This is a genomic window from Hyphomonas oceanitis (assembly GCF_036964545.1).
Lineage (GTDB): Bacteria > Pseudomonadota > Alphaproteobacteria > Caulobacterales > Hyphomonadaceae > Hyphomonas > Hyphomonas oceanitis.
In genome coordinates, this window is sequence record NZ_JBALTL010000004.1 from 331393 (window position 1) to 349941 (window position 18549).

Genomic DNA, 18549 nt, shown 5'->3' on the forward strand with positions numbered 1-18549 from the left:
AGGTTACGAGTCATTTGCGGTTTCTGGCTTTGCGTCGATTGTCTGAATGGTCGAGCGCCTGCAGATCCGGTACCGGATCTTTCGCGGAGACTCGCCGCTCTTGAGGCCGGAGACCGGATAGGGCCCGCAAGCCTGTTCTATGATTGCGGTTCGCTCGGCATTCGCCGGCTTGAGAATGTTGTTGGCAGATGTGCAGCCACCAAAACTAACCAGCGCACCGAGCAGGGCAAGCATTCCCGGGGTACATGGCACCGGGTATTTACCGTCGGCGCGGCCATCTGGCTTTGCGGAGATGTTTATCATGTTCGTTCCTTTCAACATTTTACTTCATCACAGTTTCGGTTAGGGCCAGCGTCGATGGAGATCATCCAGCACAAATTCATGCACCGGTTCTCCCAACTTGTGTCCTTCGCTCAAGTGAGGGTGATCCGCCGGCAAGTCAGAATGCGCGTGGGCAACCCTATCATCGGCGACCGACGGCCAGTATCGAAGAGCGAGTAACAGACCGGCGCCGGCAAGACCTGCGGACGCTGCGAGCGCGAAGGGTTGACCGAACCGGCTGCCAACCCACCCTGCGACTGGGTAGGCAATCAGCCAGCAAGCGTGGCTGAGGGCAAAGTGCGCGGCGAACAGGGCAGGGCGATTGTCGGGTACCGACGACCGGCGCAGCAGGCGCCCGCCCGGTGTTATCGCCAAAGAATAGGCTGCGCCAAGTACTAGCCAACCACCCAGTACGGTTGGCCAGCTCAGGCCGCCGGGCAATGCAAATGCGGCGAAAGTCAGAACTGAAAGGGTTCCGGAAAGCAGGGCGGACGCCATTAACATGACCGTTCGATCGCTGACCCGATCCAGGAGCGTTGGAAGCAGCAACGCGACAAGCATCGATCCGGCACCATAGGCGCCGAGTGTGATGGCGTAGACTTGTTGGTCGAGCCCCAACCCGTCCTGGACGATGACAACGGTATTGACGATTACCATGGCGCTGGCGGCGGCCGCCGACAGCGTGACGGCCAACATGCCGCGCAGACGCGGGGTGCCGAGATAGTTTCGTATGCCGCGCGTCATGCGGGTCAGAACTCTTTCCTGAGCTGACACAGACCCATGTGCCGGCAGAGACGTCGTGAAGACCAGGAACGCGGAGGCCATAAATCCAATCGCTGTCCCGCTGAACAGGGCGTGGAAACTCACGACTGTCAGAAGCAGCGCTGCCAGAAGGGGGCTGGTCAGGTTCTCCATATCGTAGGCAAGTCGTGAAAGCGACAAGGCGCGTGTATAGTCCTTCTCGTCTGGCAGGACGTCCGGGATCGTTGCCTGGAAGGTCGGCGTGAACGCCGCCGATGCTGATTGCAGGACGAATATCAGGACATAGACCTGCCAGATCTGGTCAACGAACGGCAGGCAGAGGGCAACACCCGCCCTCAGGATATCCATGGAGATGAGGAATGCCCTGCGAGGCAAATGGTTTGCAAACGCGCCGACCACAGGGGCAATTCCAATATAGGCGACCATCTTGATGGCAAGGGCTGTGGCCAACACAGCCCCTGCATTTGCCCCGGCAAGATCGAAGGCCAGCAAACCGAGCGCAACCGTCGCAAGCCCGGTTCCGATCAGGGCGATGACCTGAGCGGCAAAGAGGTGGCGATAGGTTCGGTTGGCAAGGATGCTCAGCATGCAGTTTTATCCGACGATTCCATGAAATGCCCTTATACGACTGTCGCCGGCCGGTTGTTGGCGGATGCGGAATTTCGGACCAGTCTGCCATCATGCACAATCCGGTAAAGCGCAGGCAGGACGAGTAGCGTCAGCAAGGTGGCTGACACGATTCCGCCGATTACAACGGTGGCAAGCGGGCGCTGGACTTCGCTTCCAAGACCGATATTCAGGGCCATGGGGACAAAGCCCAGGCTGGCCACCAGCGCAGTCATGAGGACCGGTCGCAGGCGTTGCAGGGCACCGTCGAAGATCGCGGGCTCCAGTGCTTCACCCGCCTCACGACGCTGCTTGATGAAGCTGAGCATGACAACGCCATTCAGCACCGCGATTCCGGACAGGGCGATGAATCCGACGCCTGCCGAGATCGATAGGGGTAGTCCGCGCAGCGCGAGGGCCGCAACGCCTCCGGTCAAGGCCAGAGGGACGCCGGTAAAGACGATTCCGGCATCCTTGAATGTGCCAAACAGTAGCAGGAGCAGACCGAAGATCGTCAGGAGCGCGATGGGCACAACGATCATGAGACGCCTGCTCGCCGAAACAAGCTGTTCCCACGTGCCGCCATATTCGATCCAGTAGCCAGATGGAAGATCGGTTCGGGCGTCCATTTCCGTCTGCAGATCTGTAATGAACGAGCCGAGATCGCGGTCGCGGACATTCGACGTTACGGTCAGTTTGCGTTTGCCATTTTCGCGGCTGATCTGGTTGGGTCCCGGAGCAATTTCGATACGTGCCACTTCCGACAATGGAACGAACATCAGTCCATTCCCGCCACTGCGGCTTTCCGGAAGGGGAACAGGCAGGCGTTCGATCGCGCGGACATCGGTCCGCAAGTATTCCGGAAACCGGACAACAATGTCGAACCGGCGGTCCCCTTCAAAGAATTGACCGGCGACCTCTCCGCCGAGCGCGATTCCGGCCACGCGTTGTACGTCCGCGATATCAAGCCCGTAGCGTGCCAGCGCGTCACGGTCGGGATGGATGGACAGTATGGGTAATCCGGTCACCTGCTCGGATTGGGCATCCGCCGAGCCGGGTATGCTGGCCACGACACCTTCAATGGATTTGGCGAGGTCCGCGAGCGTATCCAGATCGTCTCCATAGATCTTGACGGCAACATCAGCACGGACGCCGGAGATCAGCTCGTTGAAGCGCATCTCGATCGGCTGTGTGATCTCATATTTGCTTCCCGGGACTTCCTCGACGGCCGCCTGCAATTCCGCAATCAGCTGTGGCTTGGGTTTGCGAGGTTCAGGCCAGTCCTTGCGGGCTTTCAGAATAATGAATGTATCTGCCACACTGGGCGGCACAGGATCTGTCGCGATTTCCGGGGTGCCGATCTTGGCAAAAACGCGCTCGACTTCAGGAAGCTCTGTTATCCGTCGTTCCAGCATTTCCTGCATGTCGATTGCCTGGGTGAGACTGGTACCGGGTATCCGGAGTGCATGGAGCGCGATATCGCCTTCATCCAGGTTCGGAATAAACTCCGAGCCAAGTTTCGTGGCGCCCCAGCCAGCGAAACCGACCAGCACGAATGCCGCAATCACGATGGCGTAGCGTGCCCGCAATGCGAAACTCAATGCCGGACGATATAGCGATGTGGCCCCGCGCATGAGCCAGCTTTCCTTTTCGCTGATCTTGCCACGGACCAGCAAGGCTACGGCCGCGGGCACGAAGGTCAGAGAGAGCAGCAATGCCGAAGTCAGGGCAATGACCACGGTGAACGCCATGGGATGAAACATCTTCCCTTCGATTCCGGTCAGCGCAAAGATTGGCAGGTACACAACAGTGATGATGATAATTCCGAAGATCGACGGCTTGATAACTTCGCTTGATGCAGATGCGGCAAGCGAAAAGCGCTCATCGCGAGTCAAAAGACGGCCAAGCTGATGCTGAGCCTCGCTGAACCGGCGCAGGCAGTTTTCGACGATAATCACAGCGCCATCGACGATGAGACCGAAATCAAGTGCACCCAGGCTCATCAGGTTACCTGAAACCTTGTTCTCCACCATCCCGGTAACGGTCATGAGCATCGCGAGGGGAATCACGGCGGCCGTGAGCAGCGCGGCGCGAATGTTTCCCAACAGGAGGAAGAGAACGACGATTACGAGAAGCGCTCCTTCGGCCAGGTTCTTCTCGACAGTCTTGATCGTCGCGTCCACCAGGTTCGTTCGGTTATAGACCGGTGTGATCGTAACGCCATTGGGCAATCCGGGCCGGACCGCATCCACCTTGGCATCGACGGCGACCGACACAGTCCGGCTGTTTTCACCGATCAACATGAAGGCTGTGCCAAGCACAATTTCTTCGCCGTTCTGGGTTGCGGCGCCCGTGCGCAGTTCTTCGCCCTCACGAATTTCCGCGACATCACCAAGCCGGACACTGACGATTCCGGTATCCTTGATCGTAATCACACGCAGGTCATCAAGGCTCGTCGCCTGGCCTGGAACGCGGATGAGGTTCTGTTCTCCGCTCTTCTCAATGTAACCTGCGCCAGAATTGGCATTATTGCGCTCAACGGATTGCAAAATGTCGTCGAGGGAGATGCCGAAACCTGCCATTGCAGCCGGGTCAGGCAGAATGTGAATTTCTTTTTTGAAGCCGCCAATCGTATTGACTTCGGTGACGCCCTCCACCCTGCGCAACTGAGGAAGGACCACCCAATCATTGAGCGTGCGCAGGTCCATTGCGTTCCACGGCGTGCCGTCCTCCTTCAGGGCTCCGGGTTCTGCGGACAGAATGTACATATAAATCTCGCCGAGACCCGTGGAAATCGGGCCAGGCTCGGGCGTGACCCCGGCGGGCAGCACGCCCTGGACCGACTGAATGCGCTCCGTGACAAGTTGGCGGGCGCGGTAGATGTCGGATCCATCGTCAAAAACCACGGTTACCTGGCTGAGGCCGTAGCGCGACACGGATCGCGTATAATCGAGACCCGGCAGGCCGGAGATCGCGGTTTCTATCGGGAACGTGATGCGCTGTTCCATTTCGAGGGGTGAGTAACCGGGCGCCTCGGTATTGATCTGGACCTGGACATTGGTGATGTCCGGCACAGCATCGATCGGCAATCGATTGAAGTTCCAGATTCCGAGACCCGCAAGACCCAGAACAACAGCCATCACCAACCAGCGCTGGCGGATCGAGAATTCGATAATGTGAGCAAGCATGTTTAAGCCCCCCTAGTGATCGTGGCTGGCGGCAGACTTGTCGATGTCCGCCTTGATGAGGAAGGAATTTTCCGTGACATAGACCTCGCCGGACCGAAGGCCGCCGAGCACCTCAACGTATTCGCCATCCCGCCGCCCCAGCTCGAGCATTCTGACCTCGTACGTTTCGTCGACCTTGGCGTAGACAACCGTAAAGTCCCGGAAACTTTGCAGGCCGGTTTCTCTCACAGCGAGCGGGACGTCGGTTTCGGCCGTTATGACCTCCGCCATGAGACGCATCCCGGGTTGAAGGCCGGATCCGGCGGGAATTTTCGCAACAGCGACACGCGTTTGCGAATTCACCCCGGCCATTGGAAGGAAGCGTGAGATCGTCGTGTCGACGTTCAACTCGCCGCCAGCAACGCCGAGACGGACATCCTGTCCGGTCTTCACGCGTGAAACGTCTCGGGGAAAGACGTGCAGATAGGCCTCCATTTGGCTGAAGTCTGCAATCACGAACAATGCTTCAGTGCCAGCAACATCACCGAGATTGGTGTGGCGTTCGAGAATTGTGCCAGAACGTGGCGCGGTGACGGTATATTCTTGCAGACTGCTCGAGGATTCAATCCGCGCAATCGTCTGTCCGCGCTGGACGGTATCTCCGACATTCGCGCTGACGGCCCGCACGGGACCCGGATATGTCGCCCTGACTTCGGAGGTCGCCGACGGCGCAAGCGTCACCTCTCCGGACAATGTCAGGGCGTCTCGGATGGTCGCAGGTCCAGCCGCCGCAACTTCCACGCCCGCCTCGATCGAGACAGTGTCGGCAATCCTGGTGCGACCCTCGAAGGATTCAAAACGCCAGCTATGCGTTGCGTTCGCAATTCGCGCTTCCACCTCTACGTCGAAGGAATGCGGCTCGGTTACGACGCCGTCGCCCATCAGATAGTCCTGACGTGGCGTGAAGCTGAACGTGTCTGTCATCCCGCCCAGGCGGTGGAGGCGAATCGTCAAATCCACCTTTGAAGGATCGAGCGGCTGGCCGTCCAGGAACGGGTAGATGCGATACTGTGGAGGGACACCTGTTTCAAAAATCGTTACTTCGAGTCCGTATTGACCATCCTCAAGCAGTCGTCCGCCATGCGGGCCGCGGGTGTAACCATCTTCGGCGGCTTCGGCATTGTTTCCATGGCTGGACAATGGTGCGTTCACGTTTGAGGGGTCACCGCAGGCGACCAGGGTGGCTGCCGCTATGCCGACGTAGACAAATTGCAATTGATATTTCATTCTTGTATCTCCTCGCGGACGCCAGGTGTGTCGTTGACTGACGTCAGACGGGCCAATGCTGTTTCGCTCAAAATATAGGTTCGCAGGTGAGAGAGGCGTTCCTCGCGCAGCGCCGTCAGTGTGCGTTGCGCATCGATGATGTCGAGATAGGACAGCGCGCCGCGCGCATATCCTTCGGTCGCAAGATCCAGCGCGCGCCTGGCACCAGGCAGAAGCATCGCGTCGATCGTATCAATTTCAGTGAGCGCGCTGGCAGCAGAGCGCTGGTACTGCACGGCTCGACGTAACAATTGTTGTCGAAGGGCTTGGCTTTCTATGTCGATCCGACGCTGCTCGGCGCGGGCCTGGGCGACGCTTGCAGCACTCCGTACATGTGCGCCGAGGGGTATCGAGGCGCCGCCGATAACCGCGATGTCATCCTCGATACCGTATTTCCTCACGCCCACGCTCCAGGTCACATCCGATTTGGCCTGGGTGCGCTCAAGTTCAATTCGGGAGATTGCCTCCATACGCCTGGCTTCAAGGCGAATGATTTCCGGTGACTGCAAGGACCCTGGATCTACACTGCGGAGGGATGTGCGGGCTTCCAGAAAGTCGGGGTCAGTCAGAAATTCACCTTGCGCTCCCCAATAGGCCCCGAGCGCCGCAAGGAAATTGTCCGCCTGTATTGCGTAGCGTCTCGCATCCGCTTCCGCCTGCATTCTGTCAGACGCAGCGCGCGCACCGGAGAGGAGCGGGTCCCTGGCGGCATCAACCCGCTTCTTGACGGCGACTTCGCGATCGAGCGAGATTTTCACACGCTCGCAGGCGAGCGCAACCCGCTGCTGGGCGACCGCTGCTTCCACATAGAGTATCTGAACTTCTTCAGCGACGCTGTATCGGGCTGCCGCGAGAGACGCTTTGGCAACGCCCACGCCGCGCTTGGCGAGCATTTGGCGCGCTTCGCGCTTGCCGCCGCGTTCCCAGACGCGGGAAAACCGTCCCGTCACCTGAAGGCTGTCAATGTCTCCCGCTATTCCGATCCCGGGAAAGTCCTCAATATCGAGCGCGACTGTGTCCGCCGGACGCAGCGCAGCAATCGCTGTTGCAGTATGCGCGGTGGCGATTTCGGATTTAGCGGCATCGGACCTGAGGTCAACCGCCAAGGCCAGTTGGGTGGCTTCGGGCAGTGTCAGCGTCTGACGATCAGACGTTGCTGCGCCGCACGGATTGGATTGAGCCTGCGCGTGGGGCGCAGACCAGGCCATCGCTAACGCGAGGCCGGCATATTTGAGTGACATATAAGTACAAGCTCCTGACAAAGAACAACAAGCCGGCCTGCTCGGAAGCAGCCAGCGACGTTCCATGTCAGATGCGGTCGGGGTCCGGATCTGGAGGCAATAGTGGCGCCGGATAGTCCAGAATCGCCAGACGAGACCCCAGCTGCGATGCCGGAAACTGACGGGCTGTAGCTGGCGAAGGTAGCGTCACGCCAACAAAGTGCAGATCAGCGGCATGATCTTCGCTGTCTCCAGTCATATGGTCTTGATGGGCCGGACTGGCCCCTGCTTGGGCGTCAACAGGCATGAAGACGTGATCACTGCCGTGATCATCGTGGTTTGCCTGTTCCAGGGAGTCAGCTGCGCGTGTGTGCGCGGCGGCGTGCTCGACTGGAAGAAGAGCACCCGAGACGGAAAACATTATGCAAAAGACAAGTACCCATACCTGACGCATAGGGCCATGTAGGTGAATTGCGATGATGTGTAAACAAGCAGATCTATTTCCCGTCCGGTCGTATGCAACTAGAGCATTGAACGTGTTCTTTTCAGACTTATTCATAGGAAACAGTCATAGGATCCATGATATCTTGGGAGCGAATCTCGTTTTTCCACAGGCACAATCCGGTACGTCGTCATATCCTGCGTCGGCGGGGCCTATCACGCCAGATGCCGGGTCGTTCCACAGAACATACTCGATAAGGTGGGCTACAGTTTCCGGGCAGTCAGCGCCAAGAATCGGGCCGGCAAGCAGGGGCAATCCATGCGATCGACGGGGGTCAGATACTCCTGGCGGCAGTTTTGCCGCTGCACCGGATTCGTCTGAATAGATTGAGTTGACCAACAATACCGGCATCCTCGAACACGTTGTCGTGGCGGTACAGGGTTCGAGCAGTGCCTTTACTCGAAGGCGAGGTCAGCCCCCTTCTGTTTGAAGGAGAGTTGCGTAGCTAAACGCTGAGACTCGAGCCCGGCATGTTCCTTTTCAAGCGTCCCATCCAACGGAGAGTATCAATTGCATCCTAAACAGATGCCCGGCGCAACGTGATCTGATTGCGGACTTCCCCGGACAGGTAAAAACTGGACTGCCACTTCCGCTCACCCACTCGTTGAACAGGCTGAAGCGTCCGGGGCGATCCCTGACGCGGGTCAGGCAATCCGGAGGGGTCCATGTTCAATCCGTCACTATTCAAAACGCGGCTGTTCAGCGCTGCAGCTTCAACCATCATCCTGTCAGCCGGCATGGGCGGTGTCCATGCCGAAACGCCAGCGCCGGGCGGTGAGGTCGCGTTCAACATCGATGCACCCATGCTCGGCGACGCGCTGCGCGCGTTCGGCGCCCAGTCGGGCACGCCCATCCTGTTTTCCGAATCGCTTGTGGTCGGGCGCGCGGCGCCGGGACTGAACGGGACCTTCGCGCCGGCCGACGCGCTGGACCGCCTCCTTCAGGGGAGTGGGCTCGAAGCCGTGAAAGGGCAGGGCCAGGCGGTTATCATCCGGAAACGAACAGACGCGCCTGAGCCGGTCGTTCCGCCTGCACGTCCGCCGCGGGAGGAAGCGCCCGCCGAGACCCTGCCTGATTCATCCCGCGCCAAGGCTGACCCCGGCACACTGAGGATCGATACAGTCACTGTGACGGGCACCAGCCTGAGGGGCATTGCGCCGGAAAGCTCGCCGCTGCAGATCTACAGCCGGGAGGATATTCTCGGGTCGGGCGTGACGACAACAGAGCAATTCATCCGCACCCTGCCGCAGAATTTCGGCGGTGGGTCGACCGAATTCACCTCGCAGGGCCTGCCGACGGACGGCAATTCCCAGCGCAATTCTACCTATGGCTCCGGCGCCAACCTTCGGGGACTTGGCTCAGGCGCGACCCTGACCCTGCTGAATGGCAACCGGGTCGCACCGACCTCCACCATCGGCGATTTCGTCGACCTGTCGATGATCCCCGTGTCGGCGCTCGAACGGATCGATGTCCTCAGCGACGGCGCATCATCGATCTACGGTGGGGACGCTGTCGCCGGTGTCATCAACCTCGTCTTGCGCGACGATTTCGACGGAGCGGAGACAGGACTGCGATATGGTGCGGTGACGGATGGCGACATGGAGGAGGTCCGGTTCAGCCAGACGCTTGGCAAGAACTGGGCGGGTGGCAACATAATCGGGACCTATGAATATATGGACCGTGACGCCCTCGGTCTGTCGGACCGTCCGGATATTGCCGCGCCGACATTGCTGAACGGCGGTCCCATCAATGTCATTGATGCCTTCGACCTCCTTCCCCAGCAGACCCGCCACAGCCTGGTCCTGTCAGGACGTCAGGCCCTGGGCGACCGACTGGAGATCGCATCGACGGCGCTCTATTCCGACCGCAAGGTCGAAAGTTCCTCAGTCGGTATTGCCAATACGACCTCTGTTGCGAAAAGCTGGATTGAATCGGAAAGCCTCTCGGCGACGTTTTCTGCCGACTATATGCTCCGGCCTGACTGGAGCCTCACACTGGACGGGACATATAGCCGGATCCGGAATGACAATGTCCAGCAGATCATTCTTCCCGCCGTTGCTACGCCCTCCGAGGCAAAGACGAAGTCTTCCCTCTGGTCGGTTGGTCTTCTCACGAGGGGCGACCTGTTCGCACTGCCTGGCGGAACCATTCATGCCGCACTGGGCGGACAATTCCGCCGGGAGGACTTCGCGCTTCGCCAGGTCGGCATGTCGCCCCTGCGCGATGGCACGCGCGACATCTCGGCCGTGTTTGCCGAACTGCTCATCCCGCTTGTCGGGACGGAGAACCGGATTCCCGGAATTGACCGGCTGGAGCTGAACCTGTCTGGCCGGATAGATGATTATTCCGACTTCGGATCGACGGCCAACCCGAAGGCGGGCCTTCTCTGGGTCCCCGTCGACAGGCTCATGCTCCGAGGATCCTATAGTACGTCCTTTGCGCCCCCGACACTCGGGCAATCAGGCGCGAACGACCGGGCCGTGGGCGTTCTTTCCTATGACTTTATCCGCAACATACTCGCCATTCCGCTCCCCGATCCGTCACTGGCGGGCGTCAACTACATGATCACGATCGGCACGGCGCCTGATCTGGAGCCGGAAACGTCAACGACCTATACGGCCGGATTTGACTATGAGCTGATGCGCGGTCGCCAGTCGCTGACGCTGAGTGGCAGTTATTATGACATCCGTTTTGAAGACCGGCTCGGTGTGACGCCTGTTCCGGGAAATCTCAACGCGAATTATGCGCCGGGATTCGCCTTCGCCGATCCAGGTCTGTTCCCCGAAGGAACGGTTATCTTCTTCCCGAGCGAGGCTAAAATTGCGGCCGTGATTGACTCCCTCAGCCGTCCGGTAATCTTCGCGGGCGGTGCGACGGCGTTGGAAAATATCGGCTTCATCAACAATGTATCCCTGACCCGTAATCTGGCCTCGACAGAGACAAGCGGACTCGACCTGCAAGTGTCTTACGAGACGGACACGGATGCCGGCCACCTGTCTGCCTCGCTCAATGGCAACTATATCCTCGATTTCGTGCAGCGCGCGTCCGATACGACGCCTGCTGTGGAAACCCTCAACACGCTCTATTATCCGGTCGACCTTCAGATGCGGGGACAGGTGGCCCTTGCGCGCGGCAATCTCACCAGTTCGCTCTTCCTCAACTATGTCGACAGCTATGCGACCGACAAGACCGCTGCGGCGAGCCGGATCGATTCCTGGACGACTGTCGACCTGTCATTGTCATGGGCCTTCGAACCGTCAACGCCGGGCTGGCTCAGCGGCAGCGCGCTCAGCCTGTCGGTCACGAACCTGTTCGACAAGATGCCGCCCCGGACGCCGCCCCTGACAGGCTTTACCATTACCGGGTTCGACCCCGCCAATGCCTCGCCGCTCGGGCGGTTTGTCGCGCTCGAACTGCGCAAGACCTTCTAGATGCGCGTCCCGGTCCTGTCGCGATATCACCGGCCGCCGCGCCCCAGAATTCGGCAGCAACGCGGCGGCCGGCTCCGGCCCTGGAGTGTTCTCATCGCCGCGATCGCCGTGAGCCTGATCGGAGGGGCAGGGGCTTTGCGCGCAGATCCCGCGCCTGTCCAGCGCCACAATCTCAGGCTGGAGGATGTCCTCGCTACGGAAGGTATCGGCGCAGCGCAATTTTCGCCGGACGGGCACTGGCTGGCCTACAATCTGGTGCCGCCCTACGACCAGCTTTCGGATTATTCCTACTGGATGCGGGCCTATGGCCTCAGCGGACACCAGCTCTGGGTCAAGGCGATGGACAATGGCGCCGCGCCCTCCCTGCAGCCAGGTCTCGATCCGGGCGCCACCAGTTTCCTGATGGGCTTCTCGCCCGGCAGCACGCATGTTGTCGTCCTCGAGCACAAAAGCGGCCGCTTCCGGCTGGTGGCGTGCCGCACCGGCGAGGCCAGCTGCGTCCGGTTCGATCCCATGCCGGACATCCGGGACCGGTATGTCAGGGCAGAGGACTGGAATGCGCATCTGGTCTGGACATCGGAGGACACGTTCGTGATGCCGGTTCGCGATGACGTGCTTCCGGGTTCGGAAATGCGAAATCGTGCCGCAACCGGTACCTTTCTCTGGCAGGCGTGGAACAGGGCATGGTCGGGCCACGGGGCGACTGCGTCCGAAGCTATCAGCACGGGCCGCGACCGTTCGGCAGACTGGGCCGCAGGCGACCTGGTCGAATTCAGTATACGGACCGGCCGGGTGGCGATCCTCGCGGCGGGACGCTACACAGGCGTGCGGGCCTCGTCGGACGGCCGGTTCCTGCTGGCGGCGCGCGTCGCCGAGCGCGAGCGGCCCCCGGCGGACGCGCGCCCGATTGCAAGCGAAACCCACCCGATTTTCGACAGGCACTACGCGCTGAGCCTGATCGACCGGACGCGCGGTGCGGTAAGGCAGGCGGGGCAGCCATTCAACGTGGATCCGGGCTCCCTGACCTGGTTGGAAACGCCGGAACGCTTTGCCGTTTTTGGCTGGGACCAGGACGAAAAGCCGGAGGACGGGCGGTTTTACATTGTCGATACCGCAACACTCAATGCGCACCCGCTCAGCCATGCCGGTCTGGCCCTTACCAACAGAAGGCAGGATCCGGATTTCAAATGGTGGCCGGGTCCGGCCCGTGCCGCCCTCCTGGAATCGGGCCTCGCTGTTCTTGCCAGGCCGGTCGGGGACGTGCGGCAGGACTGGTACCTGTTGCGGGGCGGTGCCGCACCGCTCAACCTGTCGGCTGGGCTGGATGAGCCGTCCGGTGATCTTCTCACTGTCGACCGCAGCGGCATCACGCTCATGGCGGACGGCGCAATGTACCGGCTGACCGCCGATGGTGATCCTGCGCGTCTGACGCCGGAGGGGACCCGGTTTTCGGGTCCGGTTGCCGATGCGGCCAATCCGGCCGATGCCCGGTTCGTGGATTTCACGCCCACAGCGCCGCGGATCGGTGAGGACAACAGCGAGGACCTGATACTGGCGCAAAGCGAATCTCGCACCGGAGATACCGGAATCTGGTTTGGCGATGTCCGGCCTGGCTCGGCCTCCTGGCGCCACTTTGCCCTGAACATGCCAGCCGCTCATGTCCTCGCAGCGTCCGGGCGGGCGCAAGCGGCCGTCATCACGGTAAAGGAGGGGCGCGCGACGCGTCTCCTGCTGATCGGCAAAGACTCAGTCTCCACCGAACTGGCCCGGATCAACGCACACCTGAATGCGGTGCATTCGCCGGGGACGCGGACAATTTCCTACGCGCTTCACGATCCCCAGGGCGCGGCGCCGCCCCGGCCCGTGACAGCCTGCCTGCTCCTGCCGCCCGGTTATGATCCTGCCAAACGCTATCCTGTCCTGATGGAAGTCTATCCGATCGGGATTGGCGGGAACTGTCGCACGTACACGGATTATCCAGCACCGGGCGCCGTCGTTCCGGAGCTCTGGACCTCGCGCGGGTTCATCTATGTCCTGCCCTCAATTCCCCTCGATCTTGCAAGGACACCGGACGATCCGCTCGGCGGGCTGGGCGACCTGCTTGGCCAGACCGTAGACGCGCTTGCAGATACGGGTCTTGCCGATCCGGACCGGATCGTCCTTTTCGGCATGAGCCAGGGCGGCATCGCGTCGCTGGTTGGCGCCACCCAGTCGGACCGGTTTGCAGCCGTCATATCGATCAATGGCTGGGCAGACTATTTCAGCCATTACTTCGGGGCGCGGGGATTGATGCGCTATTTTCACCTGGATCAGAACGGGGGTGACAACCGCTGGCGCTACGAATGTGCCCGCGAGGGGCCCAGTCATGATTGCCCGTTCGGATTCGGGGTCACGGCACTCGCCGATCCCGAGCGTTATGCGCGCACGAGCCCCGTCGCGCGCGCAGACCGGGTCACCGCACCGGTTCTGCTCGTCCATTCGGATTTCGATTATTTCGGCATGGCCCAGTATGATGAAATGTTTGGCGCGCTCTATCGGGCGGGCAAGGACGCACGCTACGTACGCTATTGGGGAGAGGGCCACGGGCCTTCCTCGCCGGCCAATATCAGGGACCTGTGGATGCGGATCGATGCGTTCCTCGCCGAAAGCGGTGTGGCCGTCTCGCAGGCGGAACCGGACCGGTCGCACTGACCCGCCTCAGGCCTGGCGACAGGGACTTCACGGAGCGGTTTGCCGGCGCGTCCAGCGGCTGAGCCACGCCTCGATGACATAACAAACGAGGATCATGCGGCCGAATGTGTCGACCCCATAGGAACCCGGCCGCAAAGCCGCTTCGACGTCGGCACGGTCAATCAGTCCGTTCGCGACAAGGGCGCCGTTCATCAGCGTGTCTGCGAGCAAATCCCGGTTCGCCTTCAATTGTTCAATATAGAAGCGGGAGGCATCGCCCTTCGATCGGCGCAGGCGTATCTGGTCAGGAAGGCGTCCGGCAAAGGCCTGCCGGACCAGACCCCGCCCGCGACCTCCATGGCAGAGGAGATAGGCGGGCAGTTGCAGGCAGAGTTCGACCAGCGGCTGGGATATCAGGGGGTGGGCGGTCTCGTCCGTGCCGGGCAGGGCGAGGCTCTCGCGTATCTGGATCATGTGCGCGAGGCCAGAGACCTGGGCGAACTTGGCCGGGGGCAAGCTTTCAGGAACGCATGCCCAGACAGGCAGGAGATCGGAAGCATCGAGCCGCTCGTGGGTCAGCCGGTTGAGCCCTGTCTGGCGCTCCCTGATGCTACGGATCGCGGCGGTCTCACGCGGTCCTGCAACCAGGTGCGAAAGGCTTCCTGCGAGCACGTGCCAGACCGATTCGCCCGACAGGCGGGCTGCGGCGAGGAGTTCACGCGCCGCCCGCCGGCCAAGCCCGTGGCGGCGCAGATAGTCGGCGAAGATGAGCGGGTCGCGGGTTTCGAGAAACAGGTGGTCGCCGCCTTGTCCCGTGAAGACAGTGCGGCCTGCCAGGCCAAGGGCCTGTCGACGTTCGGCATCCGCGCGTCGCCCCAGGAATTCCCGGAAGGGCCTAGCTGAGAGCGGGTGACAGTCGGGGGGCGGTAGCGGGTCGGCAGGATCAATCAGGCATTCCGCGAGCTCAATCCCGAGATCGCGGGCGACCGCTCGTGCCTGTGCGGCTTCCGGTGGATCGCCGCCTCGCAGGATGAAATGCACGGCGCGCATGTCCAGCGCGCCAGGTTCCTGCATCAGGCAGGCGGCGACGATTGCGGAGTCGAGACCGCCCGACAGGTTTAGCGCGAGATGCGGACACGCCTGGCCCCAGGTCCGAACGACACAGGACGTCGTCTCGCGCAGGCATGCTGCGGCCTCCTCCGGCGCGGGCTCCAGTGCGTTCCGTGCGACCTGTCTCGGATCCCAGAGCGCTTCTTTCCGCACCCGGCCGCCAGATACATGTAACCGGCATCCGCCGGCCAGCTCACGGACACCCCTGAGGCCGGATTGGCCCGGCTGGATCTTGTCATAGGCCAGAAGGTTCGCGATGAAATCCAGGTCCGGGTCGAAGCGGATCCAGTCAGGCAGCGGGCAGACTTCGAGATGGGAGAAGACGAGGGTGACGCCCCGTGTCTGGCAGTAGAAACACGGAATGGAAGAGGTCGGCTCGGTCAGCACGACCGTGCCGTCACTGCAGGCCAGGAAGGCCAGGTATGCGCCCCAATAGTCCGTCATCAGGCTCGCGCCGCGGGAGCTGGCAATCCGCCTGCCTGCCTCCTGGTCAAGGATGGCCAGGGGCGGGACGGGGATGCGCGCGCAGGCGCGGCGAAACAGTCTTCCGAACACGGCGCCAGAGACCTCGCCGGCTGGAATGGACAGGACATGACGCCCGGTTGTACCCGAGGTAAGATCGTGGAGCACGCATCCGGCGCTGACAGCGTGGCGGGCGGCTTCCGGCGCGCCGCGACGAACGCAACGGTCAATGTCGCTGGCGGCGGCGGCTGCGTCCGGATCGGCTGGATCCCAGATGAGGGCAAGACAGGACGGCAAGGGCTTGCAAACCTCTCAGATCACCATGAGCGTCTGATAGTCGGCGCAGGTATCCCGCTCCTCGTTGAGGACGATACCATTGCGCGACACCCAGCAATGGGCCGCGAAGGGTGACAGGCGAACGCCGAAAATCCAGTCGGCATCGACCCCGTAATGCGCCAGGAACTGCAGGAGGAGCATGCTCCGAAGGAAGCAGGCATCGTGTATGCTGACGCAATAGGGTGTGAGGGCATGAAAGCTGCGGGCGAGATCGATTGCGCGCGCGTCAGAGCCGGACGCTTTCGCGCGAGCCGTCTGTTTCCACTGTTGGGCTGCTGTCAGCGTGGCCGCGAGGCGCCCGCCACGGACCCGTCGCGCAAGACCCCAGGCTGCCCGAAGCGCCACGAGGGTCGCGAGATGCCTGAGGGAAGGGGCATGGCCCTGGCCGATGTCAAGATCGTAGATAGAGGCGTGCACGCCACAGGGTGGGGTCAGATGGATGGGCTGTCCCAGATCCTTGCTCCGGGTGAGGACATGTTTGTCACAGAGCCGCTCGGCAAACTGGCCGGCGAGGCCGGACATTCCCGCCTTTGGCGCCGCGGCGATATCCGAAAACCACGCGGCTTGTGAGCCTGAGAGGTAAAGATAGCGATCAAGCGCGGTATCGAGGAGGACATAGTCGCCGCCGACAGCGCAGGCGTGAATGCCGTTGCGAAACAGATAGTCGTCCTGCATGGGCGGGTCTCCACCAGAGGGTTCCTGCTGCCCGGCGAGGCGTCCGATTTTGCGCCGCGCCGAAAAAGGGGGACCGAAGTCCCCCTTCCTGTCAGCCGATCGGGATGAGCCGCGAGTTCGGCCCCACGGCGAATTCGGCGCCCTGGTTGAAACCGCCCCGGGTCTCTTCCGACACCGATCCCAATTCGATCGGCTCGAATGCATCATCGTCAAGATGGTCGTCTGTCTGCGTATTCATGGCATTGACTCCTTTTGGTTTGAGGGTGTGTCGCTGGCCGGACGACACGTAGAAAATGCATCCTATCTAAAGTAGAGTCAACGGTGACAATATTAAAAAAGATATATAAAACAAATAGATAGCAAAGCACCACTGCCGCCGATCGCGCTTTGCGCGGCGTGACTTAGAATCCCTCTCTCACAGGCAGTCTGGCGCGCTCAGATCATGCGTCCTCCGCGTCATTGTCCGTGGAAGGGAAAGGCTCGTACTGGCCGGGAAGGTCAACGTGGACAGGTGATTGTCGCAAGAGGGCGCGCGCCTTTGCCGGGTCACCCGTCAGCCTGCACGTGTGCGCGCGTGACAGCGCATAATAGGCCCGTACATAAGGATCGACCTCGAAGAGCGCCGGCGAACTGAGAACCGAGGCAAACCCCGTATCCGGCGTCCGCCAGCGGGGTCCATAGGTCTCGGTGAGGTAGCGCTCCGGATCATCCGGGATGGGCCATTGCCGTCCCTGAAAACCAGCCGTCCTGACATCGAAGGATGTGAACCGCCAGGCCACGTCTCCGGAAAGCCGGCCGAGCCCGCACTGAAGGCCACCATCGCACGGCTCATAAAGGAATATGTCGACGGCAATGGCCTGGAACGTCAGGGCGAAATACCGGTCGCCCGGACGGGCCCGTCGATCGAGCAGGAGGTCCGGATGTTCGCGGATGACGCGGGCGAGGTCCGGTCCGCCACTCTCGTCGGCAAGGACGCCGACATCGATATCCCGGTCGTGGACCAGCGGCGCGCCGCTGCGGTGGACTCCCAGCAATGTTCCGGCCGCCAGAAAATATCGGAGGCCTGCGGCGTCCAGGATCTCCGCGATCCCGCAAAGGGCGCGCGCCGCTGCGACAGGGCTGAACGCGGGCGGCGATGGGCTGGCGGAAAAGTCATGCTGCCCGAGAGACAGGGCAGACTGCTTGGACTTGAGCGCCGCGCGATAGTTACCGGTCTCGTAGAAGGCACGGGCCAACTGGTCATGGACTGCCCCCGCGTCCTCGAACTTCGCGGCATTGCGGCGAATGAGAGCGACCGCTTCGGGGCCGCGCCGGGCATCGAGCAGGGCCTTTGCGCAGTCTGCAAAATTACGCGGACGGTTTTGCCCGCTGCCGCATAGGCGCAGGAGCGCATCAGCCGCGCACTGGATTGCGCCAATCCGCTCATCCTCATCCGGTGTGATGTCGGCAAGGGATCCCCATGACTGCCAGGCATCGGGATGGCAGTCGACGCTCTGGCGAAAGGCGGCGAGGGCCGCTGGCCGGTCCATGAGGGCATGCAGGGCCAGGCCGCGTCCGTGGAGGGCGCGCCCATCGACCGGATTGAGGGAAAGAAGCTGATCGAACCACGCCAAAGCCAGGTCTGGCGCGCCGGTGCGCAGGAAGGCCGCGCCGAGCGATTGCTGGACAGGGGCGTGCCCGGGGCGAAGGCGGTTCGCCGCCAGCAAAGGGGGCAGGGCGGCCTCAGATCGCCCGGCCGCAAGGCATTTCTGACCCGCCCGCAGGTAATACTGCCAGGACCCGGGCGGGTATTGATCGGCCGGCAAGGATTGGGAGATGCCGGGCTTCATGGGAGGTCTTGCGGGGCAGGCCAGAAACGGGAGGCGCGCATCCTGCGGCATGGGAACGCCGATTCAGCTGCCTCTCGTCGCACCTCGTACCGCCAGCAGTCACGGGACAATTCCGGATCATGGACTCTTGCA

General features: G+C 61.6%; 12 protein-coding genes. 2 read left to right on the forward strand and 10 right to left on the reverse strand.

The features are described from left to right. Positions 1-3: 3 nt before the first annotated feature. From V7651_RS13230 to V7651_RS13255, 6 genes are all read right to left on the reverse strand, one after another. The gene (locus tag V7651_RS13230) at positions 4-303 is read right to left on the reverse strand and encodes a hypothetical protein (RefSeq protein ID WP_035541531.1); all 300 of its coding nucleotides are present in this window, start codon (positions 301-303) and stop codon (positions 4-6) included. Between the two features lie 39 nt (positions 304-342). Continuing rightward, positions 343-1671, reverse strand: a complete 1329-nt coding sequence (locus tag V7651_RS13235; RefSeq protein ID WP_335613433.1) for an MFS transporter — start codon at positions 1669-1671, stop codon at positions 343-345. A 32-nt stretch (positions 1672-1703) separates the two neighbouring features. Next, a complete protein-coding gene (locus V7651_RS13240; RefSeq protein ID WP_034742789.1) occupies positions 1704-4877 on the reverse strand; it encodes an efflux RND transporter permease subunit in 3174 nt (1057 codons plus the stop codon). Between the two features lie 12 nt (positions 4878-4889). Then, positions 4890-6143 (reverse strand): efflux RND transporter periplasmic adaptor subunit, encoded by a 1254-nt coding sequence (locus V7651_RS13245; protein WP_034742794.1) that lies wholly within the window; start codon positions 6141-6143, stop codon positions 4890-4892. Further along, positions 6140-7423, reverse strand: a complete 1284-nt coding sequence (locus V7651_RS13250) for a TolC family protein (protein ID WP_034742796.1) — start codon at positions 7421-7423, stop codon at positions 6140-6142. The genes V7651_RS13245 and V7651_RS13250 overlap by 4 nt, the downstream gene beginning before the upstream one ends. Before the next feature lie 67 nt (positions 7424-7490). Continuing rightward, entirely contained in the window at positions 7491-7961 is a 471-nt protein-coding gene (locus tag V7651_RS13255) for a hypothetical protein (protein WP_155839373.1), read from the reverse strand. A gap of 608 nt (positions 7962-8569) precedes the next feature. Here V7651_RS13255 and V7651_RS13260 point away from each other — a divergent pair. Together V7651_RS13260 and V7651_RS13265 are read left to right on the forward strand one after the other, a co-directional pair. Then, complete coding sequence (locus V7651_RS13260; protein WP_335613434.1) at positions 8570-11335, forward strand: TonB-dependent receptor; 2766 nt, start codon at positions 8570-8572, stop codon at positions 11333-11335. A gap of 135 nt (positions 11336-11470) precedes the next feature. After that, a complete protein-coding gene (locus tag V7651_RS13265; protein ID WP_335613435.1) occupies positions 11471-14026 on the forward strand; it encodes an alpha/beta hydrolase family protein in 2556 nt (851 codons plus the stop codon). A gap of 27 nt (positions 14027-14053) precedes the next feature. Here the strand turns inward: V7651_RS13265 and V7651_RS13270 are convergent, their stop codons facing one another. From V7651_RS13270 to V7651_RS13285, 4 genes are all read right to left on the reverse strand, one after another. After that, on the reverse strand, positions 14054-15874 hold the full coding sequence (locus V7651_RS13270) for an asparagine synthase-related protein (protein WP_335594540.1): 1821 nt from the start codon (positions 15872-15874) through the stop codon (positions 14054-14056). Between the two features lie 15 nt (positions 15875-15889). Then, entirely contained in the window at positions 15890-16588 is a 699-nt protein-coding gene (locus tag V7651_RS13275) for a lasso peptide biosynthesis B2 protein (RefSeq protein ID WP_034742806.1), read from the reverse strand. Between the two features lie 91 nt (positions 16589-16679). After that, positions 16680-16826 carry a hypothetical protein gene (locus tag V7651_RS13280; protein ID WP_162174905.1) on the reverse strand — a complete coding sequence of 49 codons (147 nt, stop codon included), beginning with the start codon at positions 16824-16826 and terminating at the stop codon, positions 16680-16682. A gap of 202 nt (positions 16827-17028) precedes the next feature. After that, positions 17029-18417, reverse strand: coding sequence for a tetratricopeptide repeat protein (locus V7651_RS13285; RefSeq protein WP_335591544.1), 1389 nt, complete (start codon positions 18415-18417; stop codon positions 17029-17031). Positions 18418-18549 lie beyond the last annotated feature (132 nt).

What these genes read in the sequence shown, in the direction of transcription:
- V7651_RS13230 (WP_035541531.1), bottom strand. Translation starts at nt 303, where the DNA reads ATGATAAACATCTCCGCAAAGCCAGATGGCCGCGCCGACGGTAAATAC.
- V7651_RS13285 (WP_335591544.1), bottom strand. Translation starts at nt 18,417, where the DNA reads ATGAAGCCCGGCATCTCCCAATCCTTGCCGGCCGATCAATACCCGCCC.
- V7651_RS13255 (WP_155839373.1), bottom strand. Translation starts at nt 7,961, where the DNA reads ATGAATAAGTCTGAAAAGAACACGTTCAATGCTCTAGTTGCATACGAC.
- V7651_RS13245 (WP_034742794.1), bottom strand. Translation starts at nt 6,143, where the DNA reads ATGAAATATCAATTGCAATTTGTCTACGTCGGCATAGCGGCAGCCACC.
- V7651_RS13240 (WP_034742789.1), bottom strand. Translation starts at nt 4,877, where the DNA reads ATGCTTGCTCACATTATCGAATTCTCGATCCGCCAGCGCTGGTTGGTG.
- V7651_RS13280 (WP_162174905.1), bottom strand. Translation starts at nt 16,826, where the DNA reads ATGAATACGCAGACAGACGACCATCTTGACGATGATGCATTCGAGCCG.
- V7651_RS13260 (WP_335613434.1), top strand. Translation starts at nt 8,570, where the DNA reads ATGTTCAATCCGTCACTATTCAAAACGCGGCTGTTCAGCGCTGCAGCT.
- V7651_RS13250 (WP_034742796.1), bottom strand. Translation starts at nt 7,423, where the DNA reads ATGTCACTCAAATATGCCGGCCTCGCGTTAGCGATGGCCTGGTCTGCG.
- V7651_RS13235 (WP_335613433.1), bottom strand. Translation starts at nt 1,671, where the DNA reads ATGCTGAGCATCCTTGCCAACCGAACCTATCGCCACCTCTTTGCCGCT.
- V7651_RS13275 (WP_034742806.1), bottom strand. Translation starts at nt 16,588, where the DNA reads ATGCAGGACGACTATCTGTTTCGCAACGGCATTCACGCCTGCGCTGTC.